This window comes from Roseateles toxinivorans, assembly GCF_004362525.1.
Classification (GTDB): Bacteria; Pseudomonadota; Gammaproteobacteria; order Burkholderiales; family Burkholderiaceae_C; genus Paucibacter; species Paucibacter toxinivorans.
In genome coordinates this window covers 513,306-537,939 of the sequence record NZ_SNXS01000003.1, presented here as the reverse complement: position 1 = coordinate 537,939, position 24,634 = coordinate 513,306, and the positions used below count along the sequence as shown (strand labels likewise).

At 67.3% G+C, this 24,634-nt stretch carries 19 protein-coding genes; 1 reads left to right on the top strand and 18 read right to left on the bottom strand.

The window, feature by feature from the left end:
- Nucleotides 1-2 precede the first annotated feature (2 nt).
- Genes DES47_RS13810 through DES47_RS13790 form a run of 5 tightly spaced genes read right to left on the bottom strand, consistent with a single transcriptional unit; the run spans nt 3 to nt 8,736 of the window.
- Nucleotides 3-914, bottom strand: coding sequence for a glycosyltransferase family 2 protein (locus DES47_RS13810; RefSeq protein ID WP_133701288.1), 912 nt, complete (start codon nt 912-914; stop codon nt 3-5).
- Nucleotides 914-2,395, bottom strand: coding sequence for an O-antigen ligase family protein (locus DES47_RS13805; RefSeq protein ID WP_166651989.1), 1,482 nt, complete (start codon nt 2,393-2,395; stop codon nt 914-916). Before DES47_RS13805 ends, DES47_RS13810 begins: the two co-directional genes overlap by 1 nt.
- A complete protein-coding gene (locus tag DES47_RS13800; protein ID WP_133701286.1) occupies nt 2,382-6,014 on the bottom strand; it encodes a VPS10 domain-containing protein in 3,633 nt (1,210 codons plus the stop codon). Before DES47_RS13800 ends, DES47_RS13805 begins: the two co-directional genes overlap by 14 nt.
- Nucleotides 6,011-7,477, bottom strand: a complete 1,467-nt coding sequence (locus tag DES47_RS13795) for a GumC family protein (protein WP_133701285.1) — start codon at nt 7,475-7,477, stop codon at nt 6,011-6,013. The genes DES47_RS13800 and DES47_RS13795 overlap by 4 nt, the downstream gene beginning before the upstream one ends.
- Entirely contained in the window at nt 7,474-8,736 is a 1,263-nt protein-coding gene (locus DES47_RS13790) for a lipopolysaccharide biosynthesis protein (protein WP_166651988.1), read from the bottom strand. The genes DES47_RS13795 and DES47_RS13790 overlap by 4 nt, the downstream gene beginning before the upstream one ends.
- Nucleotides 8,737-8,822: 86 nt before the next feature.
- Here DES47_RS13790 and DES47_RS13785 point away from each other — a divergent pair, with 86 nt between their 5' ends.
- Nucleotides 8,823-10,430, top strand: coding sequence for a hypothetical protein (locus DES47_RS13785; protein ID WP_133701283.1), 1,608 nt, complete (start codon nt 8,823-8,825; stop codon nt 10,428-10,430).
- 27 nt (nt 10,431-10,457) lie between these two features.
- Here DES47_RS13785 and DES47_RS13780 read toward each other — a convergent pair whose 3' ends face one another.
- The 13 genes from DES47_RS13780 to guaD all read right to left on the bottom strand — a co-directional run bounded on the left by DES47_RS13780 (nt 10,458) and on the right by guaD (nt 24,602).
- Nucleotides 10,458-11,576, bottom strand: coding sequence for a glycosyltransferase family 4 protein (locus DES47_RS13780; RefSeq protein ID WP_133701282.1), 1,119 nt, complete (start codon nt 11,574-11,576; stop codon nt 10,458-10,460).
- Nucleotides 11,570-12,727 (bottom strand): glycosyltransferase, encoded by a 1,158-nt coding sequence (locus DES47_RS13775; RefSeq protein WP_133701281.1) that lies wholly within the window; start codon nt 12,725-12,727, stop codon nt 11,570-11,572. Before DES47_RS13775 ends, DES47_RS13780 begins: the two co-directional genes overlap by 7 nt.
- On the bottom strand, nt 12,727-13,548 hold the full coding sequence (locus DES47_RS13770; RefSeq protein WP_133701280.1) for a P-loop NTPase family protein: 822 nt from the start codon (nt 13,546-13,548) through the stop codon (nt 12,727-12,729). The genes DES47_RS13775 and DES47_RS13770 overlap by 1 nt, the downstream gene beginning before the upstream one ends.
- A 41-nt stretch (nt 13,549-13,589) precedes the next feature.
- Entirely contained in the window at nt 13,590-14,729 is a 1,140-nt protein-coding gene (locus tag DES47_RS13765; RefSeq protein ID WP_166651987.1) for a radical SAM protein, read from the bottom strand.
- Between the two features lie 2 nt (nt 14,730-14,731).
- The gene (locus tag DES47_RS13760) at nt 14,732-15,718 is read right to left on the bottom strand and encodes an NAD-dependent epimerase/dehydratase family protein (protein ID WP_133701278.1); all 987 of its coding nucleotides are present in this window, start codon (nt 15,716-15,718) and stop codon (nt 14,732-14,734) included.
- Between the two features lies 1 nt (nt 15,719).
- Complete coding sequence (locus DES47_RS13755) at nt 15,720-16,430, bottom strand: sugar transferase (RefSeq protein WP_133701277.1); 711 nt, start codon at nt 16,428-16,430, stop codon at nt 15,720-15,722.
- Between the two features lie 74 nt (nt 16,431-16,504).
- Nucleotides 16,505-17,221, bottom strand: coding sequence for a PEP-CTERM sorting domain-containing protein (locus tag DES47_RS13750; RefSeq protein ID WP_133701276.1), 717 nt, complete (start codon nt 17,219-17,221; stop codon nt 16,505-16,507).
- 146 nt (nt 17,222-17,367) lie between these two features.
- Entirely contained in the window at nt 17,368-18,423 is a 1,056-nt protein-coding gene (locus DES47_RS13745) for an adenosine deaminase (RefSeq protein WP_208114994.1), read from the bottom strand.
- Between the two features lie 63 nt (nt 18,424-18,486).
- Nucleotides 18,487-19,644 (bottom strand): BMP family ABC transporter substrate-binding protein, encoded by a 1,158-nt coding sequence (locus DES47_RS13740; RefSeq protein ID WP_133701274.1) that lies wholly within the window; start codon nt 19,642-19,644, stop codon nt 18,487-18,489.
- A gap of 64 nt (nt 19,645-19,708) precedes the next feature.
- Nucleotides 19,709-20,629 (bottom strand): ABC transporter permease, encoded by a 921-nt coding sequence (locus tag DES47_RS13735; RefSeq protein WP_133701273.1) that lies wholly within the window; start codon nt 20,627-20,629, stop codon nt 19,709-19,711.
- Nucleotides 20,629-21,717: an ABC transporter permease gene (locus DES47_RS13730; RefSeq protein WP_133701272.1), complete on the bottom strand. Its 1,089-nt coding sequence runs from the start codon at nt 21,715-21,717 to the stop codon at nt 20,629-20,631. Before DES47_RS13730 ends, DES47_RS13735 begins: the two co-directional genes overlap by 1 nt.
- Nucleotides 21,704-23,314: an ABC transporter ATP-binding protein gene (locus tag DES47_RS13725; RefSeq protein ID WP_133701271.1), complete on the bottom strand. Its 1,611-nt coding sequence runs from the start codon at nt 23,312-23,314 to the stop codon at nt 21,704-21,706. The genes DES47_RS13730 and DES47_RS13725 overlap by 14 nt, the downstream gene beginning before the upstream one ends.
- Nucleotides 23,301-24,602, bottom strand: coding sequence for a guanine deaminase (gene guaD / locus DES47_RS13720; protein ID WP_133701270.1), 1,302 nt, complete (start codon nt 24,600-24,602; stop codon nt 23,301-23,303). The genes DES47_RS13725 and guaD overlap by 14 nt, the downstream gene beginning before the upstream one ends.
- Nucleotides 24,603-24,634: the final 32 nt, after the last annotated feature.

The window sequence follows — 24,634 nt, the reverse complement described above, 5'->3', positions numbered from 1 at the left end:
GTTCAGGCCCTCGGTGCGGTGAAGTAGTTGCCGGCCAGCAGCAGGCCGGCGCGGGTGGCAAGACCCGCCCCCACCAGCCAGCGCAGCGGGTGCAGCCTGGACAGGCCGTAGTGCTCGCAGAAGCAGCGGAAGGCGCCGCGGTGGAAGTTCAGGATGTGCCAGCGCAGCACCGGGTAGGTGCGCTTGCCGCTGCCCTTGCCCTCGTAGTGGACGATCAGCGACTGCGGGTCCAGCAGCACCGCATGGCCGGCAGCATGCATGCGGTCGCAGAACACCGCCTCGTGCCAGTAGTAATAGTCCTCGGCAAAGCCGCCTATGGCCCAGAAGTCGCGCTGGCTGACCAGCATGGCCGCGGCCGACACCCAATCGGCCTCGAAAGGCACGCCCCGCGCCACCTCCTGCTTGCACAGATAGTCCACCACCGGCGAGGCATTGGGCAGCCAGCGGGTCAGCCAGGAGCGCCGCCCGAGGAAGGCGCTCCAGACCGAGGGGAAGCGCCGGCCCGACCATTGATCGGTGCGGTCGAGGTTGAGCAGCCGGCTGCCGACCACGCCGCCGCGCGGCTCGGCGCGCAGGGTGCGCAGGGTGCGGGCGATCGCATCGTCGAGCACGATGGTGTCGTCGTTCAGGAAATACAGATAGTCGCCCCTGGCGATGCGCGAGCCCTGGTTGGCCGCCGGGCAATAGCCGGTGTTGCTGGCGTTGGCGATCAGGCGCACATCTGGGTGCTCGGCCGTGACGCGGGCCACCGAGTCGTCCTTGGAGCCGTTGTCGACGTAGATGATCTCGTAGCTGCAGTCCGGCCACTGCGCGGCCTTCAACGAGACGATGCATTCGACGATGTAGTGGCAGGCATTGAGCCCGACCAGGACCACGGACACATCGACCCGGCCTTCGGCGGCTTGCTGCGTCATTACGCACTCCTTTCGCTGTTGTGGATGGGCTTCTCTTCGAGCAATACGCGGTACAGCGCCCAGCTGATGCCGGCGATCAGCCACCAGCCCTTGAGCGGAAAGTGAAAGACATCGACCTGCAGGCCATAGACCGCGGTGGCCAGCATCGCCACCTGGGCGGCGACAAAGAAGTCGGCATGCAGCAGGCTTGGCGGCCAGCGGCCCGGCACCAGCTGCGCGGCGCGGCGGGCGGCGGCATACATCAGCACGACAAAGCCGAAGAAGACGCCCCAGCCGAGCAGGCCGACCTCCATCGCCGTCATGATGTACTCGTTGTGGACCGTCGTTTCCTCGGGCGCGTCGCCCTTGATGTAGAGCGGGATCACCTGCTGGTTGCCCACGCCGATGCCGGCCAGCCAATGGTCTTGCGCCACCTGCAGGCCGGCGGCCCAGTACTCGAAACGTATGCGCAGCGTGGCCGAGCGCTCCAGGCTGTAGTTGGAGGTGTCGAGCACGCGGTGCCACACCGCCTCGGGCGCCAGCGGCAGCATCGCCGCCACGGCCAGACAGGCCGCCACCACGCCGCCGGCACTGAAGCGATACAGGCCGCGCGCACCGCACAACAAGAGCACGGCCACGGCCAGCAGGATGGCGGCCCGCGTGTTGGTCAGGAACACGTTGTAAAGCGTCACCAGCAGGCCGCCACCGATCAGCACCCGCCAGCGGGCGCCGCGCTGGTGCTTCAGGAAGTACAGGAAGAACGGCAGCGTCAATATCAGGTTCATCGCATAGACGGCCGCATGCGAGGTCGGGCCGGCGGCGCGGGCGGTGCTGTCCAGCGCCTCCCACTCCGAGGTATCCACCATCACAGTCGAGAAGCGGCTGGCCGTCTCGCCCAGATCTGCCTCGGACACCCCTTTGCCGAAGTGCCAGGTGATGATGGTGAACACGCCAACGATCACGGTCGAGGTCAGCCACAGCGCCACCGCCGTCTTGGCCAGGCGCGGTGCCTGGCCGATATTGATGACCAACCAGAAGAACAGCAGATTCCCGAGTATGGCGCCGCAGGCCCGCACCGTGCCCAGCTGGTGGCTGCTGTGGAACACGCCCAGCAGAGCCAGGCAGAAATAGGCGGCATACAGCCAGAAGGCACTGCCGAAGGCTATCGCGCGCCGCCGTATCAGCGCGTGCAGCAGGAAGCTGCCCAGCGCCAAGGTGCCGACGATGCGCATCAGCGAGATCGTGTACATCGCGTCGTCGGCGGTGAGCCGGCCCAGGCGCTCGATCGGGATGATGAAGGCGGTCAGCATGAAGGCCACGGCCGGCCACAGCATCAGCAGCACCCCGGCGCCCAGCACCAGGGGCACGCCCAGCAGCAGCAAGGGCGAGCCGACCGCGCTGCTGCCCAGGGTCAGCGTCGCGCCGCTGAACAGGCTGCCGGCCAGCACGGCCTGCAGGCTGCGCCAGCTGCCGCTGCGATGCGTGGTTTCAGCGGGTGTCATAGAGGTAGATGCCCCCACCCTCGGTGCCGGCATAGAGCAGGCCGGACACAACGCTGTCGAACACCAGCGAGGTGATGTTGCGGTTGTTCAGACCCTCGTTGACGGGGCTCCAGCTCTGCGCCCCGTCGGTGGACCGGAACACGCCCTCGGTCGTGCCGGCATACAACTCGCCCGGCCGCTGCGGATGGGCCGCCAGGCACAGCAGGAAGCTGCTGCCCAGGCCGCTGGCGCCACCGCGCCAATGGGCACCGCCGTCCAGGCTGCGCAGCACGCCCTGACCCCCGGTGGCCAGATAGATCTGGCTGGCGTCGCCGCTGTCGATAGCGATGCCGGTCACCACCTTGGGTATCTCGGCGGCGATCTGCACCGTGCCGAAGTGCGCCCCACCGTCATCACTCCAGGCCAGGCCCGTGCCCAGGGTACCAGCGAGCACGCGCTGCGCGCCGCCACCCAGCACGCGGACCTCGGCCATATTGGCGTCGGAGGCTGCGGCGCTCCAATGTGCGCCGCTGTCGGTGCTGAGGAACAGGCCGGCGCCGGCCACCGCCGCCTGCACCCGGCCCGCGTCCTTCGGGTGAGCCCACAGCGCCGTCACCGTACCGGCCGGCAGGCCCGTGGCGGCCAGGGTCCAGCTGCCCGAGGCGAGCCGGCGATAGACCGTGTTGGCGGCGCTGGCATATAGGGTGCCATCGCCTCCCGCCGCGAGCAGGCTGACACCGCCGCCCGGCAAGCCCTGGCCAGCCGCCGTCCAGTGCAGGCCGCCATCGTCGGAACGATGGACGGTGCCATCGCGCACCGCAGCCCAGACCTGCCAGGGCTGGTCGGGGCTGGCCAGCACCGCGCCGACGATGCCACCCACCAGACCTTGGTTGATCGCCGCCCAGTGGGCGCCCTGGTCCATGCTCAGGAACACCCCGTCGCCATTGGTGGCCGCATAAAGCAGGCCCGAGCGCGGATCGCAGCTGAGGCTCAGCACCTGGGCCGTGCCCAGGCCCGATCCGCCCGCACTCTGCCAGGCGCCCGGATCGCCCAGCGAGCTCCTGTAGACGCCGCTGCGGTTCGGCGCGGCATAGAGGCTGTCATCGGCGCAACGGGTCAGCGCCAGCACATCGGCCGGCGGCAGGCCCTGACCGACCGGCCGCCAGCGGCTGGCGCTGGTGTCGCTGGTCCAGACCTGGCCCCCGAAGCTGCCCAGCACCATGCGCCGCCCATCATCCGGATCGGCGGCGATGGACAGCGCATAGGAAGCCCGCTGGCCCAGCTGCGCCCAGCTGTCACCACCATCATTGCTGACGGCGATGCCGGCCGAGGTGCCGACCAGCACACGATTCGCCGCGGGCGCCAAAACCTTGAAAACATTGCCGTCCGACAGGCCGACGCTGCTCCAGCTGCCAGCAGCGTCGCGGCTGCGGAACACACCGCCGCTGAGCGAGCCGGCGTACAACGTGCTGGCGTCGGCAGGGTCCAGCGCCAGGCTGCGCACGAACAGGCTCATGCCGGTGTTGGCGGCCTGCCAGCTGGCACCCGCGTCGTCCGAGGCCTGCACGCCCAGATACGGTGTGCCCAGCAGCAGGCGGCCACCGGGCAGCTGGGCCAGGGCCAGCGCATTGCCGGCCACCGGCGCGGCCATCGGCGTCCAGCTGGCGCCGCCATTGCCGCTGCGGTACAGACCCTGGCCGTCGAGCAGCGCATAGAAGCTCATGCCGCTGCCGGCCAGGGCGGTGACCGGCGCCGCGGGCAGGCCGGTGCCGGCCGTGGTCCAGTTCGCACCGCCATTGCTGCTCAGATAGACCTTGCCGACGCTGCCGGCAATCAGCCGCGCCGGCTGGGCCGGGTCTATCCACAGGGCGGTGACATAGGGGTTGTCCAGGCCCGTGTTGGCTGGCGCCCATTGCAGGCCGGCCGACTCGCTCTTGCACAGGCCGCCACCGGCAGTCGCCAGATACAGCACCCAGTTGCGCTGCGGATCGGACACCAGATCCACGGCGGCGGCGTCGCAGCCGGTCTTGCTGGGGTACCAGTTGACGCCGTCATCGGACGTGGCGTACAGCCCGCCGCTGGCCGTGATGGCATAGACGCGGCCCCAGGGCGCATGGGCCAGCCGGGTGATGCCCTCGTTGGGCAGGCCGGCGCCCGCAGCCCCAAAACTCTGGCCACCATCGATGCTGCGCAAGACCTGACCCGCGCCGCTGCCGATATAGACGATGGGGCCGCGCACCGGATCGGCGGCGACGCTGAGCACCGTCTGCACCTGGGGCAGGCTGACCGGCAGCCACTGGTTGCCGTTGTCGGAGCTGCGGTACAGGCCCGAGGCGCTGGCCACCAGCTGGGTGGGCGTGCTTTCGATCGTGCGCGAGAAGGCATTGATACGCGTCGGCACGATGCCGTTGCTGGACAGGGTCCAGCTGTCGCCCGCGTCGCTGCTCTTCCACACACCGCTGGTCTCGGCGCCAGCATAGGCGGTGCTGCCTCGCACCTGCAGGTCGAAGACCGCCTCGGTGCGCGCCAGCACCGACTTCCAGGGCTTGCCGCCATCGAGCGCATACAGGCCCAGATCGGTGCCGCCCAGCAAGCGCCAGCCCTGAGGGCCGTTGATCGTGGCCAGCGCACCGACAAAAGCGTTCTGTATGCCCACATCGCCGCGTATCCAGTGGGCACCGAAGTCGGTGGTCATCAGCATGGAGCCATGCTGACGTGCCACATGCAGGATCAGGCCGCGGCTGTCGCTGCCGACCAGGCGGCTGTCACCGGTGGTCCACTGGAACCAGGTCGGCGTGGTGTCCCAGTTGGCCAGTGCATAGACGCCGTAGACGGTGGCCACGAACAGGAAGTTGGGCACGCTGGGATGGGCCAGCACATGGGCCACCGGCAGCTTGGGCAGGTTGAAGCTGAGGTCGGTCCAGCTGCTCGCACCGGCCTTGAGCTGGAACACGCCCCCCTCGGTGGCCGCATAGAGGTTGCCGGCGGCATCGAAGCTCAGGCCGGTGACCGTGCCCAGGTTCAGACCCAGCGGCGCCCAGCTCAAGCCCCCGTCCAGCGAACGATAGACGCCCTGCCCCACCGTGCCCAGATAGACATTGGAAGGCTGGCGCGCATCGAAGGCGATGGCACGGCTGCGCACGCCGGCCAGCGCCGCGATCGGCGCCCATTGCGCACCGCCATCCTGGCTCAGGAACACGCCGGCCTGGGCGGTGGCGGCCAGCACCCGATGCGTCTGCGCCGGATCGACCGCCAGCGCCTGCACATCGAGATCGGTCAGGCCGGCAACGATGCGTGTCCAGTTCTGCCCACTGTCGTCCGAGCGCCAGACGCCATCCTGATAGACGCCCGCATAGACCCGGCCTATGCCCGAGGGGTCGAAGGCCAGCGCGAATACCGAGCGGGCCGAGAACGGCACATTGACGGCCTTCCACGAAAAGCCCCAGTCGATGCTGCGGTACAGGCCGCCGAAATAGGTGCCGGCCAGCACCACCTGCTCGTAGTTGGGCTGGTGGGCAAAGCTCAGCACCGTGCCATAGTCTGGGCCCAGCGGGCGCCAGCTGCGCACCTGGGCCTGCAGCGAGCCAACCAGCAGCAGGCCGGTCAGCAGCAGTGTCAGGCGGCGCAGCCAGGCCTTCATGTCCGCCTCACCTTGGTGCGCAGGCGGCCCAGGAACAGCGCCTTGTCGGCCGCGCCGAGATCCCGCTCATCGCGAATCGTCTGGTTCAGATACTCGAGGAACAGGGCCAGCGCCAGCCCCACCAGCAGGCCCAGCGGCAGGGCCAGGCCGACCATCAGCAGCTTGCGCGGTGACACCGCCTCGATAGGCCGCTCGGCCTGGTTGAGCACGGCGATATTGGACACACGCCGCAGGTCCAGCGCCTCAGACACGCGGGCCTCCTCGCTGCGCTTGGCATAGGTCTGGAAGGTCTGCAGGGCCACCGCGCGATCGCGCTCGATGCGCTCGAGCTCCGACTCGGCACGGTTCAGCGCGCGCAGCCGCGTCTCTATGCCGGCGGCCACCGTGCGGCGCTCGGTCTGCTGCGCCTCGATGGACTGGCGCAGGGTGGCCTCGATCTGGGCCACCTCGCGGTCCACCCGCTGCACCGCCTCGGCATCATCCCTGAAGCGCTGCAGCAGCTCGGTGCGGCGTATGCGCAGCTCGGTGAGCTTGGCGCGCAGCTGCTCGTGGTTGGGTTGCGAGCTGAGGCGTGCCAGCACCGCCGCATCGGTGGCGGGCACCGCGCCCGCGGGCAGGCGCAGCAGCTTCATCTCGCCCTCGTCGCTCTGCGCCTCCTTGCTCAGCAGCTGCAGGCGGCCGAGCAGCAGCGAACGCTCCTCGCCAATGGTCGAAATCTGCTGGCCCTCGCGCAGCTGCAGGCGGCTGGCGTCCAGCAGCCTGAGCTGCTCGCGCAGGGTCTGCAGCTGCTCGTCGAAGAAGCTGCTCATGCCGCGCTCGCGGCGCACCTCGACCCGCTTCTCCAGGTAGAGCTTGACCACCATGTCCACCACCTGCATCGCCAGATCGGCCGAGGGCAGACGGGCGGCGATGGAGATCACGTCGGAGTCCTTCTCGCGCTCGACCCGCAGCGCCTTCTGCACCAGGGTCACCGCCTCCTCGCGCTCGCTCAGCCGCGGGCGCAGGTTCAGCAGGATGCTCAGCTCCTTGAACTGGGCCTTGGTCCAGCGCACCGCGCGCCGCAGCTCGTACTTCACTTTCTGGAACAGGGTCTGCGGCGGTGGCGGCGCCATCTTGAAGGCCGCGGGGCCCAGCGCATCGACGGCGGCCTCCAGCTGCGAGCGCGCACTGAGCATCTGGATCTCGGAGTTGATGTCCTCCTTGCGCACGCCGTTCGAGATCAGCCCGCCCTTCTCCACCGACACCGGCACCTCGACGTTCTCGCGGCCCAGCTTGACCAGCAGCCGGGCGGTGGACTCGTACTCCTCGCTGACGAACTGCATCGCGCCATAGGTCGTCAGCACGGCGCCAAGTGTGGTGGCGACGATCAGCCAGCGGTGATAGTCCAGCGCCCGCACCAGATCGGCCACGAAGGCCGAGCCCAGCTGCATGACTTGATCGACGTCGTGATCGGCGTTGCTCATTGTGTTGCGGCCCCAGCGGGCAGACCTTGTCTCGCCCAGTTCCAGGCGCAGGCCTGCATCAAGCCCAGCTTGAGCAGGCGTGCGCCGCCCGACACCCAGGCGGCACCGACGGCACCGGCTGCGGGTATGGCGAAATAGTAAGCCGCCAGCAGCAGCGGCAGGGTGTAAAGATCGAGCTTGAAGATGAAATCGGGCTTGACGAACATCAGATAGGGGATGGCGACCGGAAACGCGCACATCGCGGCCAGCGAGCCGGCCAGCAGCAGCATCAGCACCTCGGCCGAGCCGGCATAGCCACGGGGCAGCCAAGCGGCGCCGAAGTGCAGGAGCACCGGCACTGCCAGCAGCAGCAGCAGGGCCAGCGCCAGCAGGCCGCCTTGAACACGAGACATCAGCCTGCGCAGGGTGCCGGCATGGCTGGCCGGCGCCACCTTGGGGCTGACGACCACGGCCAGATAGGTACCCAGCAGCTCGGGAATCTGTGCGAACACCTGGGCGGCGGCGAACAGGCCGACCTGCTCCAGGCTGGAGAACTGCGTCAGCAGCAGAAGGTCGGCGCGCGACAGCAGGGCCGAGAAGGCAAAGGTCAGGAACATCCAGCGCACCGCCTGCCCCAGCTCGCGGCCTTCGCGGCGCGGTAGCAGGTCTTGCCTGGGCCAGCGCGGCCGCACCAGCCAAACGGCCCCTAGCAACGCGGTCAAGGTGCACAAGGCGGCCACGGTCATCAGCGCCTGGGCCGATGGCTGGAACCACAGCAGCACCGCGGCGATGCCGCCCACGCGCAGCGCCTGGGCCAGCAACTCCAGCCCGGCATATGCGCCGAAGCGCTGCTGCAGCTGCAGGCTCAGAAAGGCCGAGCGCAGCAGCAGCACGCCGGCCGCCACCGCCAGAGCCAGCATCAGCAGCTGTGGCTCCGGCCGCTTGAACAGCGCTCCGGACAGCTGCTGGGCCAGCAGCAGCGCCACGCTGATCAAGGCCCCGCTGGCGGCCAGCTTGACGGCCACCCCCCAGCGCTCGACGGCCGCGGCCCGTGGCAGATCGCTGAGGCGGTGCACCGAGGCGAGCTTGATCACGCTCATGTCTATGGCAGAGCCCAGCACGCCATCGGCCAGGGCCACCAGGGTCAGACAGATCGCGTAGGCCCCGAAGTCGGCGGGCGCCATATGCGTCAGCAGAATGCTGTTCAGCACCACCGTCAGCACGCCGCCCAGGCCCTTGGGCAGGGCTACACAGGCCGTTTGCTGCAAAGACTTTTTCATGGTGTAAAGGTCTTTGCCACGCATGCCACAGCGGCGTTACAGTGTTCGTCTCTTTGCAGTACAAGGCCCTCGGGCTCCCGCATGCCATGAAGCAATTGCAGCGATTTGCGGTTCTTGCCTGCGCGTTGGTCGCGCTGACGACAGTTCCGGTTGGCGCCCGGCCCCTGTATGGCTTCACGCCCTTTCCCTACGATTCGACCGACGAGGCGGTGACCCGCACGCTGGACATCGTGCGCAACAACGCCAATGTCCACGCTCTGCATCTGGACGACGGCATTCCCTGGGACGAGTTGCTCGACGGCAAACCGAACCCGAAGCGGGTGCAGCGCGAATGGGACGACTGGACCCGCGTCATTCCGACCGGCCGTCCGGTCTATCTGGCGCTGGCGCCGCTGGCCAAGGACCGCAAGAGCCTGGCACCGACCAAGGGCGAGGCCGGCACCAGCAGCGCCCTGCCCTGGAGCCTGAAGCTGGCACGTCTGGACGACGACAAGGTCAAGGCCGCCTATCTCGAATACGCCCGCCGTGCGGTCAAGCAATTCCGACCCAGCTACCTGAACCTGGGCATAGAGGCCGGCGAGCTGGCCGCCCGCGACCCCAAGCGCTGGCCGCAATTCGAGGCCCTGTACCGCCATGTGTCGCAGGCACTGAAGCGCGACAACCCGCGGCTGCAGATCGGTGTCTCGTTTGGCCTGCAGTCGCTGATGAAGCCCGGCGTCGGTGATTTGGCCAAGCCGCTGGTGCAAAGCAGCGACTACCTGGGCCTGAGCTTCTACCCCCATATGTCGCCCTTCGGCGAGAAGTTCGGCGACCCACCGCTCGGTGAGCGCGAGCAGGCCTGGCGCGCGCCGCTGGACTGGGTGCAGCGCTATACCAACAAGCCGATCGCCCTGTGCGAGACCGGCTACTCCAGCATGAATGCCGAGCTGCCCAGCTACAGCCTGAAGATCAAGGGCGACCCGGTGCTGCAGGCCAGCTATGTGCGCGAACTGGCCCAGCTGGCCGAGCGCGACAACTACCTGTTCGTGGTCTGGTTCCTGTCGGTGGACTACGACCTGCTCTACGAGCGCATGAGCGGCACGCCGGACAACGAGGTCAATCTGCTGTGGCGCAATATCGGCCTGTGGAGCGGCGACATCAAGGCCAAGCCCGGCTGGGCCGAATGGCAGAACGCGCTGGCCGGCCGCATCGAACCGCTGGCGGCCAAGACCAGCACGGTCAGCAGCGCCCTGGCGCCGACCGCCATCACGGCCACCGAGGTCGGCTTCAGCTCGGCCAAGCAGCTGTTCCTGACCGGCCCCGGCGGCAAGGCCAGCCTGGAGCCCGACGCCGGCATGCGCTGGACCTTCGACTACAAGGGCACGGAATGGGCCTGGGCCACGCGCGACCTTGGCACGCGGCTGAACACCACCACCAAACGCATGAGCCTGCGCCTGCGCAGCGACCGCCCGGGCCCGCTGTTCGTCCAGGTGGAGCTGGCCGACGGCCAGACCTTCTTCGCCCAGATCGAGCCACGCAGCGCCTGGAGCGACTTCAGTCTGGACCTGAGCCAGCTCAAGGCCGACCCGGCCAAGAAGCGTGATGGCGTACTGATGCCCGAGCGCATCACCAAGCTGCTGATCGCCGATGCCGGCGCGCAAAACAAGGCGCGGGGGCAGCGCAATGTCTGGATTGCGCGCTGGACCTTTGAGTAAACGGGGCTTGCGCATCGCCTAGTCCGTTCAGGCCAGGGCCGCCTGGCGGTAGACGGCCAGGGTTTCCAGCGCCGTCTTGTCCCAGCTGAAGCGCCTGGCATTGCGCAGGCCGCGCTCGCGCAGTTCGGCGTGCAGCGCCTGGTCCTGCCACAACTTCAGCATCGCGGCGGCAATGTCCTCGACACGGTAGGGATCGACCAGCAGCGCGGCGTCGCCCGAGACCTCGGGCAGCGAGGACAGGTTGGAGGTGATCACCGGCGTGCCGCAGGCCATCGCCTCGATCACCGGAATGCCGAAGCCCTCCCACAGCGAGGGAAACAGAAACATCTGCGCCGCGCCGTAGAGCAGCGGCAGATCGGCATCGGGCACATAGCCCATCTCGACCACGTGCTCGCGCAGGCCCAGTTCGTCCAGCGTCTCGTCAATGCCCTGGGTCATCGGCGAGCGGCGCCCGGCCAGCACCAGCTTGACCGGCTCGCGGGCCTCGCGGCGGAACTGATCGAAGGCCTGCAGCAGGCGCACGATGTTCTTGCGCGACTCGATCTTGCCCAGATACAACAGAAAGGGCTCATGCAGGCCGTAGCGCTCGGCCACCAGCCGGCGCGCCAGGGCCGCGTCCTGCGGCTGATACTGCGCCCCCACGCCGTTGTAGACCACATGCATGCGGCTGCGGTCGAGCTTGAAGCGCTCGGCCGTCAGCTCGCGCGTGCACTCGGACACGCAGATCGTTCGCGTCGCCGACCTCAGGCCCTTGATCAGCAGGGCATTCAGGCGCAGCAATATGCCCGGCGCATAGAACTCCGGGTGGTTGAAGGTGCTGAAGCAGTGGTGGGTGAAGACATAGGGCTTGGGCGAATAGGGCGGCGGCGTGAACGGCGCATGCAGCAGGTCGATGCGGTGGCGCAGCAGGGCCAGCGGCAAGGACACGGCCGTGCTGATCAGCCGCAGCTTCGGCGCCAGCACCTGGTGCTGCAGGCGCTCACCCGGCGGCGGCAGCAGCGCCGGTGCGCCGTCGTCCAGGCAGAAGGTGCGGTAGTGGTTGTCCGGGTCCAGCCGCGCCAGGCCCTCGACCAGGCAGCGCTCATAGGTCTCCGGCCCGCCCGCCTGGCGACCGGTCATCACCAGGAACAGGCCGATGTTCAGCATGCCGCCAGCTCCCGGTAGGTGGCCTCGACGCGACGCACGGCGGTCTGCAGCGAATAGTCGTTCTCGATGAAATGCCGGGCCCGTGCGCCATAGTCGCGCGCGCGCTGCGGCTCGTCCATCAGCGCCTGCACGGCCGCGGCAAACTGGGCCTGCTGCAGGCCCGGCACCAGCACGCCGTTGCGGCCATGGTCCAGGATTTCGGGCAGGCCGCCAACCTGCGAGGCGACGATGGGCAGGCCCGCGGCCATGCCCTCGCAGATGGCCAGTGGCACGCCCTCGATATGGGCCGGATGGACCTGGATGTCGGCCAGGGCCAGCAGCTCGGGCAGGTTCACCACAAAGCCCAGCAGGCGCACCCTATGGGCGATGCGCAGCCGCTCGACGGCCTCGCGTATCTCGTCTTCCAGCGGCCCCACGCCGGCCAGCCACAGCCAGGTGTCGGGCCGCTGCTCCAGCAGCAGCGCAAAGCTCTCGAGCAGGAACACATGGGCCTTCTCGGGATAGAAGCGGGCCACATTGATCAGCACCGTGTCCTCGTCGCCCGCCCCCTGGTCGGCCCGCAGCTGGCGGCGGCGCTGCGGCTCGAGCTCCAGGCGATGGGTCTCGAAGCCGCAGATCAGGGTGCTGATGTCCTCGGCCCTGAAGCCGCGCTTGAGCGTCTCGTCCCGGGTGTTCTCGCAGTGCGCGGTGACGCGGTCGAACCAGCGCATCGCCTGCGCGTCTATCCACTGCAGCAGATTGCGCTTCCAGTCGAAGTCGAACCAGACGTAGGCCGTGGTGATGGTCTTGACCGGCGCCATCCGCGCGGCCACCACGGTGACCAGATCGGCATAGCAGTTATGGGCGTGGACGATGTCGACCTGCTTGTCGCGCACCATCTGCGCGAGCAGTCGCGCCGCGCGCCACACCGGCTTGCGCCGGTTCCAGGGGATCTTCCCGACCTTGAAGCCGAGGCGTTCGGCGGCCTCGACAAAGGGCTTCTCGGTCTCGCCCGGATTGGCGAAGCAGACCAGGTGCACCTCGAACTGCGAGCGGTCCAGCGAACGCAGCCAGTTCAGCACGGCGGTCTCGACGCCGCCGTAGGCCATGGTGTGAATCACATGCATGACCCGCAGCTTGCGCGCCACCTCGGGGCCGGCCTTCATGTCCATCAAGCCCTCCTCCGCTCCGCCCGGCCCGCGGCACTGGCCAGCACGATGCCCGACAGGCCCACCTTGAGCCCCTGCAGCAGGCGCTGCAGATCGCGCAGCTCGCTCTTCTGCGAATGGCCGGCCCGCAGCACGGTGACCACGCCGTCGCAGCGGGACGCCACCACGGCCGCCTCCGGATGATGCAGGACCTGGCCCAGATTGACCAGCACATAGCGGTAGCGCTGACGGCAGGCCTGCAGGCGCTCGCCGGCCTCGGGCGACATGCTCAGCGCGACAAAATCGCCCTCGACCTGCCCGGCCGGCATAAGGCTCAGCGCGGCAATTGCCGTGGCCTGCGCGGGGCCGGCCGCCTCGTCCAGGCGGATGCGCTCCATCCAGCCCGGCGCTGCCTCGGTGCCCAGGGCCAGATGCAGGGACGGGTTGCGCAGATTGGCGTCGATCAGCAAGACCTGGCCCTGCTCCATCACCGCCAGCGCCACGGCCAGCTCGACGGCGGCCTGTGCCGCGTCGTCGGCCAGGGTGCCGGTGATGCCGATCACATTGCTGGCCGCCGGGTGCAGCACCTTCAGCCGCGCCGCGAGACGAATGCCATCTTCGGACAGCGGCAGATCACTGCCGCTGACATGGCGCAGCACGGCTGTGATCTGCTCGCGGGTGAGCAGGCCCTTTTCCATCAGCAGCGCACCGATCTGGCCGGCCGAGCCGGCGTTCTGGCGCTGCCGCTCCTGCTCGCTCAAGGCGACGTTGAGGGCGTCGGCGCTGACATAGCCCAGGCGCACGGCCGCATCGCCGAACCGGGGTTTGGTGGGGTGCTCGCTCATCAGGTTTCTCCCAACATTTTTATTCTGCTTCCACCCATCCCTCAGGACTTGCTGCGGTGCAGCTGGATGGGCTCGCCCTCGGGTCGTCGTCGCGGCCTGGCCTTGGAAGGGTGGTAGGCAAAGATGTCGCAGGTATCGCAGACGGTGGGCTTGCGGCCCTGCAGCACCTCGGGCGAGAACAGCGAGCGGGCCGACTGGTACTTCTCGCTGTTCCACAGCCGCGGCAGATCTATGCCTTGCTCGGGATCGAGCTGGCCGAAATCGCGGTTCTTGCGATAGACCACGCAGCAGGGCGAGATGCCGCCGTCCGGGTTGACCACCATCGAGCGGTAGAGGTAGAAGCAGGGCCCCGGCTTGCCGGCCTGGCCGAACTGCTGCTCGGTGCCGTCGCTGTCCTTGCGGCCCTTGACGCTCTCCGGGTACCAGACGTCGGCCACCTCCTGGCGGTTGCGGAACTCGAAGGGCATGCCCACCGGGATGAAGCGGATCAGGTCCACGCCTATCTTCTTGGCCATCGCCTCGGCCTGGGCCACCTCATGCTCGTTGGGCTTCATGACGATGTACTGCCACTCGACCACCGGCGTCTTCTTGCCCCGCGCATTGCGCCGACGTATCAGCTCGGTCATGTTCGCCAGCACGCGGTCAAAGTCGCCGCGAATGCGGTACTTCGAATAGGTCTCGGGCGTGGCGCCGTCCAGCGACACGACCAGATACTCCAGCCCGCTGTCGATCAGCTGGTCGAGGTCATCCGAGGTCGGGATGACCATGTTCGAGCTCAGGTTCGTGCCCACATTGCGCGACTGGGCATAGTCGATCATGCGGAACACGTCCTTGTTGATCAGCGACTCGCCCCAGTTGTGCAGATAGGCCTCGAACAGATAGGGTGCGTGCGGATCGAAGTAGTGTTTGAAGTGCTCGAACGACAGCATCGACTGCTCGCGTCCCAGATCGTTCAGCCCGGTGGGGCACAGCGGGCAGCGCAGATTGCAGAAATTGCAGGGATCGATGATCAGCAGATAGGGGTGGCTGGCCACCTGTATGCGCTTGCGCATGCGCTCGTACTCGACGCGCGCCAGATTGGCCCATTTGCCCGGCGTGCCATGCTGCACCACCGAGCGCAGATGCCTCGCGTTGCGCGTGTATTGCGGAATCTTCTGCAGCAACCGGTCTGCCAGCGACATCGTCATACCTCTTCGGCCTGCCTGGGTGCGACGCGCGCCGCGTTGAGGAACTCCGCCGTGCGCGCGATGCCGTCTTCCAGCGAGGTGCGCGGTGTCCAGCCCAGTGCCTGGGAGATCTCGGCGTTGTCGCACCAGCTGCGGAAGGTCTCGGTGGGCCGCACGCAGGTCGGCCGGCACACCACCCGCTGCTGCCCGCCCATCAGGCCCACGGCCAGCTCGGCCAGCGCCTGCACGGTGATCTCGCGGCCGCCACCGAGCGGCAGCACGCTGCCACTGAGCGACTGGCAGTGCTCGGCGGCCGCGATGAAGGCATCGACCGTGTCATCGATATAGAGCGGGTCACGGGTTTGCGAGCCGCCATCCAGCCCGATCTCGGGCGCACCGGCCGCTATCGCATTGAGCAGGAAGGTGAACAGATTGAAGCCCTGACCGGGGCCATAGACCAGGGTGGGACGCAGACAAACGGCCTGCAGGCCATGCACCCGGCGATAGACATCGACCAGACCCCAGCCCGCGAGCTTGGACACGGCGTAGGTGGACAAGGGCTGCAGCGGCTGCTCGCTGCGATAGGGCACGTCACCATTGCCGTAGACCTTGACCGAATCGCTGTAGACCAGGGACACGGCGGGCAACTCGCGCAGGGCCTCCAGCAGATGGCTGAGCGCCGTCACATTGGTGGCCAGCACGGCCGCGGTCTGCGGCCCGTCCTCGCGTCCATCGGGATGGGCGGCGAGGTGAATGACGATCTGTGGTCGCAGATTGAGCACGGTTTCGCGCGTCTGCTCCGGATCGCGCAGATCGCAGGCCACAAAGCTCTGGGCGTCGCTGAGATGCTGGCGCAGTCGACCCGGGCTGCGCGCCAGGCCGCTGGTCTGCGCGTCCAGCTCATTCAGCCTGTGGACCAGATGGCTGCCGATGAAGCCGCTGGCGCCGGTGACGAGCACGCGCTTGCCGGCCAGGCTGCTGCGATGGTTGAGGGTGGCGCTCATGTCAGAAGGCTCCGTCGTGCATCAACACCTTCTGCAAGGTCTTCACCAGCACCTTCAGGTCGTAGCGAAACGAGTGCTGCCGCACATACTCCAGGTCGTAGGCCACCGTGTCGGTGAACTTCAGCCGCCCCCTGCCAGAGATCTGAGCCGGCCCGGTGACGCCGGGTCGCACGCTGAACTTCATCAGCATCTCGCCGTGGTAGTAGCGCAGCATCTCCGGAATCTCGGGCCGCGGGCCGACCAGGGCCATGTCGCCGGTCAGCACATTCCAGAAATTGGGCAGCTCATCGAGGCTTGACTTGCGCAGCCAGACCCCGCAGCGGGTGACGCGCGGGTCGTTGTCGATCTTGAACTTCAGATCGGCCAGTTCCTCATGGCTGTACTGGTAGGCGTAAAGCTCGGGAAAGCGCTGCCGGGCATCGGCATGCAGGGTACGGAACTTGACGAAGGTGAAGGGCTTGCCGTTCTTGCCCAGCCGTTGCTGGAAGAACAGCACCGGGCCCGGTCCGTCCAGGCGGATGACCAGCGCAATCAGCAGCATCACGGGCGCGGTCAGCACCAGTACGACGGCCGAAAAAGCAATCTCGAACAGGCGGTGAGCCAGGCTCGGATCGGCGCCCGCGAGCACGGGAATTGGCGTGGCTGTGGGCGCGTCTCGGCCCTCGGCACTGTTGGTGTAGGCGGCAGCGTCGGTCACGGTGGTTCCCCTCATGTTTCGTTCCAAAGGTGGTTCGGATACAAGCTGAACGGCCTTCGGCGCGAAAGCTCGCGCCAAGCACGGGCTGGCTAGACTCGCTGGGGGGCGCGAGTCAAGTCATCCAGACGCTGACGCTGCCGGGAACGGCTCTGCGAAGTACAACCCAGCGCTGCCAGACCCAGACCCAGCATCAGCCAGGAGGCCGGCTCGGGCACTGGAGCAAAGGTCAGATTGAACGCGGCCTGATCGGCAGTGAAGGGATTGCCGACCACATAGACGGCGGTCTTCGCATAGTCGGTGGCCGAGGTGCGCAGGAACACGAACAGCGACCCGGAACCGGCTTGCACCGGTGGACCCATGATGAAGTCGATCACACCGGTCGGTGCTGCGGCGGGATTGAACACCAGGGCGGCGTAGGGGAAGGACGACCCGAGGCCGTCGATGCGGAAGTCCGCGTCGGTCAGATGGCTGTAGCCGAAGTCCCGGACCATGAACTCGGGCACCGTGCCCAGGGAATTGGGGTCCACCTCGATGCGCCAGTAGAAGTCCAGCGTGCCGGCCACATCCTCGCGCACCACCCGGCTCTGCACCGTGCCGGACACCGAGCCATAGGAGAAGGACTGGACGTCATCCTCCAGCACCGTGCCGGCCAGCTCGGGTCGCAGCGCCGAGGTCGTGCCGGGCAGCATGGTGACGAGATACGGCTCGGCCACGAAGGTCGTGTTGAGCGGCACCGCCTGGGCCACCCCTGCCAGCACCAGGCTGAAGGCAGCAGCGGCAGCCGTGGAAAGGAGCTTGAGCATCATCAAAAACCTCCGGTGGTGGACAGGACCAACGTTTTGATGATGACCGACAGGCTTGAGGAGCCATACCCCTAGAACTAGGTTGTTTTTGCCATTTCAGGGCCGGCAATACGCCATTTGGCCCCCTGCATTCGGGGGGGCTATGTGCCTCAGCGCACCGACGCGGTCAGGAATAGGCGGTCCAGATCGGCCAGCCACGGCGCCTTCTGCTCGGCGGTGGCAAAGCTCGCCTCCAGGCTGTTGCGCAACAGTTGGTAGGCATGGCGCGCCCCCAGAGCCGGCAGCGCCTCGAAGGTTTCGACCAGGTTCTGGTTCAGATAGCCGCCGAAATAGGCCGGATCGTCGGAGTTGACGGTGGCCTTGAGCCCCAGGTCCAGCAAGGTGGCGAGGTTGTGCCGGGGCAGGCTGTCGAACACGCAGAGCTTGACGTTGGAAAAGGGGCAGACGGTCAGCGGCATCTGCAGCTCGACCAGGCGCTGCACCAGCGCGGGGTCTTCGGTGCAGCGCACGCCATGGTCGATGCGCTCGACCTTGAGCACATCGAGCGCACTCCAGATGTACTCGGGCGGCCCCTCCTCCCCCGCATGGGCGACGAGGTGCAGGCCCTGCTGGGCGGCCTTGGCAAACACCCGGGCGAAATTCTCCGGCGGATGGCCGCGCTCGCTGCTGTCCAGGCCCACGCCGACAAACAGCTCGCGGTAAGGCAGGGCCGCGTCCAGCGTCGCCAGCGCCTCGTCTTCGCTGAGGTGGCGCAGGAAGCACAGGATCAGCACTGCGCGCAGGCCCAGCTCCTTCTCGGCCCGCTTCGCGGCGCTATGCAGGCCGGTGATTACCGTGCCCATGGCGATGCCGCGTGCCGTGTGCGTCTGCGGGTCAAAGAAGATCTCGGCGTTGACGATATGGTCGGCCGCCGCACGCTGCAGATAGGCCCAGGCCATGTCGTGAAAGTCGGCTTCCGTGATCAGCACGCTGGCGCCGGCGTAGTAGATGTCCAGAAAGCTTTGCAGATCGGTGAAGGCATAGGCCGCACGCAGCGCCTCGACATCCGCATAGGGCAGGGCCACGCCATTGCGCCGGGCGAGCTCGAAGATCAGCTCGGGCTCCAGCGAGCCCTCGATATGCATATGCAGCTCGGCTTTGGGCGCGGCACGCAGCAGCGCCGGCAGTTGGGCGCGGTCAATATGGTCGAAATTGATGCTACTCATGGCCATTCTCACTGAAAAACAAAAGGCCGCCCGACCCCGGTCGGGCGGCCCATCTGGCCCGGCTTACTTGCTGCTCGGAACCTTGCCTTCCACGCCCTTGACGTAGAAGCCGATGCCGCTCAAGAACTTGTCGTCGGCGACCTCATCCTTCTTCAACTGTTCCTTGCCGTCGGAGCCGATGATGGGGCCCTTCCAGATCTGGAAGCTGCCGTCTTTAAGGCCGGCCTTGACCTTCTCGACCGATTCCTTGACATCGGCCGGTACGAATTCGGCGACGGAAACGATGTCGATCGCACCTTCCTTGACACCCCACCAGCTGTGCTGGTTGCCGGTCCACTTGCCCTCAAGCGCCTCGCCCACGGCCTTGATGTAGTACGGGCCCCAGTTGATCACCGCCGAGGCCAGATGGGCCTTGGGACCGTAGGCCGTCATGTCGCTGTCCCAGCCGAAGGCGTACTTGCCGTTCTTCTCGGCGGTCTGCAAGACTGCCGAGGAGTCGGTGTTCTGCATCAGCACGTCGGCGCCGCCATTGATCAGGCTTTGCGCGGCCTCGGTTTCCTTGGGCGGGTTGAACCACTCGTTGACCCAGACCACCTTGGTCTTGATCTTGGGGTTGGTGCTTTGCGCACCCAGGGTGAAGGCATTGATGTTGCGGATCACCTCGGGGATGGGGATGGAACCGACCACGCCGAGCACATTGGTCTTGGTCATCTTGCCGGCGATCACGCCGGCCATATAGGCACCCTCGTAGGTGCGCGAGTCATAGGTGCGCAGATTGTCGGCCTGCTTGTAGCCGGTGGCATGCTCGAACTTCACATCCTTGGCATCGGGTGCCGTCTTCAGCATCGGTTCCATATAGCCGAAGGTGGTGCCGAAGATCAGCTTGTTGCCCTGGCCCACCATGTCGCGGAACACGCGCTCGGCATCGGCCGCCTCGGGCACCTTTTCGACGAAGCTGGTCACGACCTTGTCGCCGAATTCTTTCTCGACCGCCTTGCGTGCGTTGTCGTGCGCAAAGGTCCAGCCGCCATCGCCCACCGGGCCCACATAGGCAAAGGCGATCTTCAGCGGCTCGGGCTTGGGCGCGGCGGCCGAGGCCGGTGCGGGGGCTGCCGGTGCGGCCGCCTCTTCTTTCTTGCCGCAGCCGACCAGGGCGGCGGTGACGGCCAGGGTGGACCAGCCGGCGAGCTTCAGCAGATGGCGCTTGGATGGGGATGTCATGGAGGCTCCGAAAGTGGATGGGAGAAAAAAGGATTATGAGCAGGATTCGTGCCGACGCCCTTGATCAGGACCCCGGGAAAAACGGCTTACCCAGCGAGGCCGGCATATTGACGCGGATGAAACCGGCATTGCGCGAGATCAGCACCAGCACGACGATGGTCGAAACGTAGGGCAGCATGCTCAGCAGCTGGCTGGCGACCTCGACGCCCTGGCCCTGCAGATGGAACTGCAGCATCGTCACCCCGCCGAACAGATAGGCGCCCAAGAGCACTCGGGCCGGGCGCCAAGTGGCGAAGGTGGTCAGGGCCAGCGCGATCCAGCCCTTGCCGGCGATCATGCCCTCTACCCACAGCGAGGTGTAGATCACAGACACATAGGCGCCGGCCACGCCGCACAACGCGCCACCGACCATCACCGCGGCAAGCCGGATGCGACGCACCGGATAGCCCAGCGCATGGGCCGATTCGGGCGACTCACCGACCGCCCTCAACACCAGGCCGGCGCGCGAGCGGTAGAGGAACCAGGCCAGGCCGGCGGCCAGCGCAATGGCGAAGTACACCATCGGATGCTGCTTGAACAGGGCCGAACCGAGGAAGGGAATGTCCGACAGGAACGGAATTTCGAAGCGCGCCCGCTCGGTCAACTTCTCCTGCGCATAGCGGATGCCGACAAAGGCAGAGAATCCGGTGCCGAACAGGCTCAGCGCCAGGCCGGCCGCGTACTGGTTGGTGTTGAGCCAGATCACCAGCAGGCCGAAGACCATGGCCATCAGCGCGCCCGCCCCGGCCCCTGCCGCAAAGGCCAGCCAGTCATTGCCGGTGTGCACGGCGGTGGCAAAGCCGGCGATGGCCGCCACCAGCATCAGGCCCTCGGCGCCCAGGTTGACGATGCCGGCGCGCTCGTTGATCAACAGGCCCAGGCCGGCGATCGCCAGCACCGTGCCCGCGTTCAAGGTGGCGGCCAGCAGCAAAGCAATGCCTTCCATCAGGTGGCTCCGGTTGCAGTGACGGCGGCGGGCCTGGTGGCCCAGCGCAGCCGGTAGTGGATCAAGGTGTCGCAGGCAAGCAGGGTGAACAGCAGCAGGCCCTGGAACACCCCGGTCAGCGATTTGGGCAGGCCCAGGCGCGACTGCGCCAGTTCACCACCGATATAGAACATGCTCATCAGAATGGCCGAGAACACGATGCCCACCGGATGCAGCCGCCCGACAAAGGCCACGATGATGGCCGCAAAGCCATAGCCGGCCGGCACATAGGGCGTCAGCTGGCCCAGCGGACCGGCGGCCTCCAGCCCGCCGGCCAGACCCGCCATGCCGCCGGACAGCAACAACGCCGTCCACAGCGCGCGCCGCGACGAGAAGCCGGCATAACGCGCTGCGGCAGGCGCCAGCCCGCCAACCTGCAGCTGAAAGCCCATGTACGTGCGGAACAACAGCACCCAGAACAGCAGCACGGAGGCCAGCGCAATCAGCACACCGATATTGACCCGCCAGCCATCGAACAGGCGCGGGATCTTGGTCACCGCCAGAAAGGTGATGGTCTGCGGGAAGTTGTAACCCTTGGGGTCTTTCCAGGGGCCGTAGACCAGATAGCCCAGCAGCATCTCGGCCACATAGACCAGCATCAGGCTGACCAGTATCTCGTTGGCATTGAAGCGGTCTCGCAGCAGCGCGGTGATGCCTGCCCAGGCCATGCCGCCCAGTGCACCCGCCAGCAGTATCCAGACCACGATCAGCCGGCTCGATTCGGCATCGGCCTGCATCGCCACCCAGCCGGCGCAGCAGGCGCCGACGACGAACTGGCCCTCGGCGCCGATGTTCCAGACATTGGAGCGAAAGCACACCGCCAGCCCCAGCGCGATCAGCACCAGCGGCGTGGCCTTGACGCCAAGCTCCGACCAGGCATAGGCCGACTTGATCGGCTCCCAGAAGAACATCTGCAGGCCGCGCAGCGGGTCCTTGCCCAGCAGCAGGAACAGGCCTATGCCCAGCAGCACGGTCAGGGCCAGCGCCAGCAGCGGCGAGGCCACGGCCATCAACTTCGAGGGCTGCGGCCTGACTTCAAGCTTCAGCATGTTCGCGCTCCCCCGACTGATTCCACAAACCGCTCATCCATTCACCAATCTTCTCTATCGTCGCTTCCGCAATCGGCAGCGATGGCGAGACCCGGCCCTGTGCCATCACCACCAGCCGGTCGCTGAGCTCGAACAGCTCGTCCAGCTCCTCGCTGACGACCAGGATGGCGCAGCCGCCGTCGCGCAGCTTCAGCAGCTCGGCACGTATCTGCGCCGCCGCGCCCACGTCAACGCCCCAGGTCGGCTGCGAAATGATCAACAGTTTCGGGCCTGCCTCGATCTCGCGGCCGACAATGAACTTCTGCAGATTGCCGCCCGACAGGCTCTTGGCCGCCGCGCCAGCACCACCGGCCCGCACCTTGAAGCGGGCGATCAAGTCCTGCGCCAGGCGCTCGACGCGTCCGGTGTCTATCCAGCCCCAGCGGTTGACCGCCTCGGTGCGGGTCAGCAGCGTGTTCTGCGCCAGCGACAGCGTCGGCACCGCGCCGCGGCCCAGCCGCTCCTCGGGCACGAAATGCAGGCCGCGCCTGCGTCGCGAGCGGGGGCTGGCGCGGGCCACGTCCTGACCGAACAGCCGCACGCTGCCCGTCGGTGCGCGAGGGTCTTCGCCGCTGAGCACCGCCATCAACTCCTGCTGGCCATTGCCCGAGACCCCGGCCAGGCCGAGGATCTCGCCAGCCCGCAGTAGCAGCGAGATGCCGCTGAGCGTGGTGCCGAACGGCGACTGCTTGACCAGGCTCAGCGCCTTGACCTCCAGCGCCACGGCACCGGCATGGGCCTGCACATGCTGCAGCTGCGGCGGCTCGGCCCCAATCATCAGCCGAGACAGGCTGGCATTGCTCTCCTGCCGCGGATCGACCTCGCCGGTCACCTGGCCGGCGCGCAGCACCGTGCAGCGCTGGCACAGCGCGCGGATCTCGTCCAGCTTGTGGCTGATGTAGAGGATGGAGCAGCCCTTGTCGGCCAGCACGCGCAAGGTGACGAACAGCTTATCGACCGCCTGCGGGGTCAGGACTGAAGTCGGCTCGTCAAGTATCAGCAGCTGCGGATTCGTCAGCAGCGCGCGCACGATCTCGACGCGCTGGCGCTCACCGACCGACAACGTGTGCACCGGCCGCAGCGGATCAACCTCCAGCCCATACTCGGCCGCCACCTCGATAATGCGCGCCGTGACCTGGGCCAACGTGAACGACTTGTCCAGCCCCAGCCAGACGTTCTGCGCGGCGGTCAAGGTATCGAACAGCGAGAAGTGCTGATAGACCATGCTGATGCCCAGGACCCGTGCCTGTGCCGGGCTGGCCACCTGCACCGGCTCACCGTTCCACAATATGCGTCCGGCATCGGGCTTGACGGCGCCGTAGATGATCTTCATCAGGGTGGACTTGCCGGCGCCGTTCTCGCCCAGCACGGCATGGATCTCGCCGGCACGCACGATCAGGCTGACCTGGTCATTGGCCTTGACCGCCGGGTACTGCTTGCTGATGCCCTGCAGCTCAAGCCGCGGGGCCCCCGGATTGCGCTGCGCTTCATCCGGGCTACAGGAGCCGGGTAGCCCGGATGGAATCCGGGGCCCCGCCAAGCCATCATGATCGCGCATACCGCTGCTCCCCCGCCACATAGGCACTCACCAAGCTCCGCTCATCCGACAAGGTCATCCAGGCAAACACCTTCTCATGCAATTCCCGCGCCACCGACTGCCTTTGCGTGGCCACCGGGCCATGGGCCCAGTCCCAGACGCAGACATCGGCCACAGCGCCCACGCCCAGATGGCCGATCTCGTCGCCCAGCTGCAGCGCCTGAGCAGCGCCGCGGGTCACCGCATGCAGGCCGTCCCAGGCCGTCATCCGGCGCTGGGCCAGAGCCTGCACCTTGTACGCATCGGCCAGGCTGCGCAATTGGCACAAACTCGTGCCGCCGCCCACATCGGTGGCAATCGACACCGGCACGCGGGCCGCCCGCTGCGCCGCCCAGTCAAACAGGCCGCTGCCCAGGAACAGATTGGACGAGGGGCAGAAGGCGATCTGCGCGCCGGCCTCGCGCAGGGCAGCGCGGTCGGCATCGTCCAGCCAGATACCATGGGCCAGCACCGCGCGCGGGTGCAGCAGGCCCTCTCGGGCATAGACATCCAAATAGCTGCGCGCATCGGGAAAGAGCTCCGCCACCCAGGCCACCTCGTCGCGGTTCTCGGCGACATGGGTCTGCATATAGAGGCTCGCATCGGCCCGGCACAGGGCGCCGGCCATGGCCAGCTGCTCCGGCGTGCTGGTCGGCGCAAAGCGCACCGTTACCGCATAAGCCAGTCGGCCGCGGCCATGCCAGCGGGCGATCAAGGCCTTGCAATCGGCCTCGGCCTGCACCACATCGTCGCGCAGGCCGTCGGGGGCGTGGCGATCCATCAGCACCTTGCCGGTGATCAGGCGCATGCCGCGCTGCTCGGCGGCGGCGAACAAGGCCTCGGCCGAGACCTTGTGGACGGTTGCGAACACCATGGCCGAGGTCGTACCGTGGGACAGCAGCGCATCGAGAAACATTGCCGCGCCCTGCTCGGCCACCGCGGGGTCGGCATAGCGGCGCTCGGCCGGGAAGGTGTAGGTATTGAGCCAGTCCAGCAGCTCGGTGCCATAGGAGGCGATCACGTCCAGCTGCGGGCTGTGCACATGGGTGTCGATGAAGCCGGGCAGTATCAGCCGCCCGCGGTGGTCGATGCGGGTCCAGCCCGCGGGCGGGTCTTCGGTCTGGGCGCCGGCGATGCGGCCGTCGGCGTCAATCAGCAGCCATTGGTCGGGACGAAAACGCACCGCCGCGCTGGCGACATCTGCCAAGTCCGGTTGCGCGACGAAATCAAGCAGATCGCCACGAAGGGCGATACCGAGGGAAGCCGTCATTTCAGTTGATCCACCGTGACACACCCACCTTG

Excerpts from the sequence above, each read along its gene's own strand:
- DES47_RS13740 (WP_133701274.1), bottom strand. The coding sequence starts at position 19,644 with ATGACATCCCCATCCAAGCGCCATCTGCTGAAGCTCGCCGGCTGGTCC.
- DES47_RS13770 (WP_133701280.1), bottom strand. The coding sequence starts at position 13,548 with ATGAGCGAGCACCCCACCAAACCCCGGTTCGGCGATGCGGCCGTGCGC.
- DES47_RS13765 (WP_166651987.1), bottom strand. The coding sequence starts at position 14,729 with ATGTCGCTGGCAGACCGGTTGCTGCAGAAGATTCCGCAATACACGCGC.
- DES47_RS13750 (WP_133701276.1), bottom strand. The coding sequence starts at position 17,221 with ATGATGCTCAAGCTCCTTTCCACGGCTGCCGCTGCTGCCTTCAGCCTG.
- DES47_RS13790 (WP_166651988.1), bottom strand. The coding sequence starts at position 8,736 with ATGAAAAAGTCTTTGCAGCAAACGGCCTGTGTAGCCCTGCCCAAGGGC.
- DES47_RS13760 (WP_133701278.1), bottom strand. The coding sequence starts at position 15,718 with ATGAGCGCCACCCTCAACCATCGCAGCAGCCTGGCCGGCAAGCGCGTG.
- DES47_RS13755 (WP_133701277.1), bottom strand. The coding sequence starts at position 16,430 with ATGAGGGGAACCACCGTGACCGACGCTGCCGCCTACACCAACAGTGCC.
- DES47_RS13745 (WP_208114994.1), bottom strand. The coding sequence starts at position 18,423 with ATGAGTAGCATCAATTTCGACCATATTGACCGCGCCCAACTGCCGGCG.
- DES47_RS13810 (WP_133701288.1), bottom strand. The coding sequence starts at position 914 with ATGACGCAGCAAGCCGCCGAAGGCCGGGTCGATGTGTCCGTGGTCCTG.
- DES47_RS13725 (WP_133701271.1), bottom strand. The coding sequence starts at position 23,314 with ATGCGCGATCATGATGGCTTGGCGGGGCCCCGGATTCCATCCGGGCTA.
- guaD (WP_133701270.1), bottom strand. The coding sequence starts at position 24,602 with ATGACGGCTTCCCTCGGTATCGCCCTTCGTGGCGATCTGCTTGATTTC.
- DES47_RS13730 (WP_133701272.1), bottom strand. The coding sequence starts at position 21,717 with ATGCTGAAGCTTGAAGTCAGGCCGCAGCCCTCGAAGTTGATGGCCGTG.
- DES47_RS13735 (WP_133701273.1), bottom strand. The coding sequence starts at position 20,629 with ATGGAAGGCATTGCTTTGCTGCTGGCCGCCACCTTGAACGCGGGCACG.
- DES47_RS13780 (WP_133701282.1), bottom strand. The coding sequence starts at position 11,576 with ATGCTGAACATCGGCCTGTTCCTGGTGATGACCGGTCGCCAGGCGGGC.
- DES47_RS13800 (WP_133701286.1), bottom strand. The coding sequence starts at position 6,014 with ATGAAGGCCTGGCTGCGCCGCCTGACACTGCTGCTGACCGGCCTGCTG.
- DES47_RS13775 (WP_133701281.1), bottom strand. The coding sequence starts at position 12,727 with ATGGACATGAAGGCCGGCCCCGAGGTGGCGCGCAAGCTGCGGGTCATG.
- DES47_RS13785 (WP_133701283.1), top strand. The coding sequence starts at position 8,823 with ATGAAGCAATTGCAGCGATTTGCGGTTCTTGCCTGCGCGTTGGTCGCG.
- DES47_RS13795 (WP_133701285.1), bottom strand. The coding sequence starts at position 7,477 with ATGAGCAACGCCGATCACGACGTCGATCAAGTCATGCAGCTGGGCTCG.
- DES47_RS13805 (WP_166651989.1), bottom strand. The coding sequence starts at position 2,395 with ATGACACCCGCTGAAACCACGCATCGCAGCGGCAGCTGGCGCAGCCTG.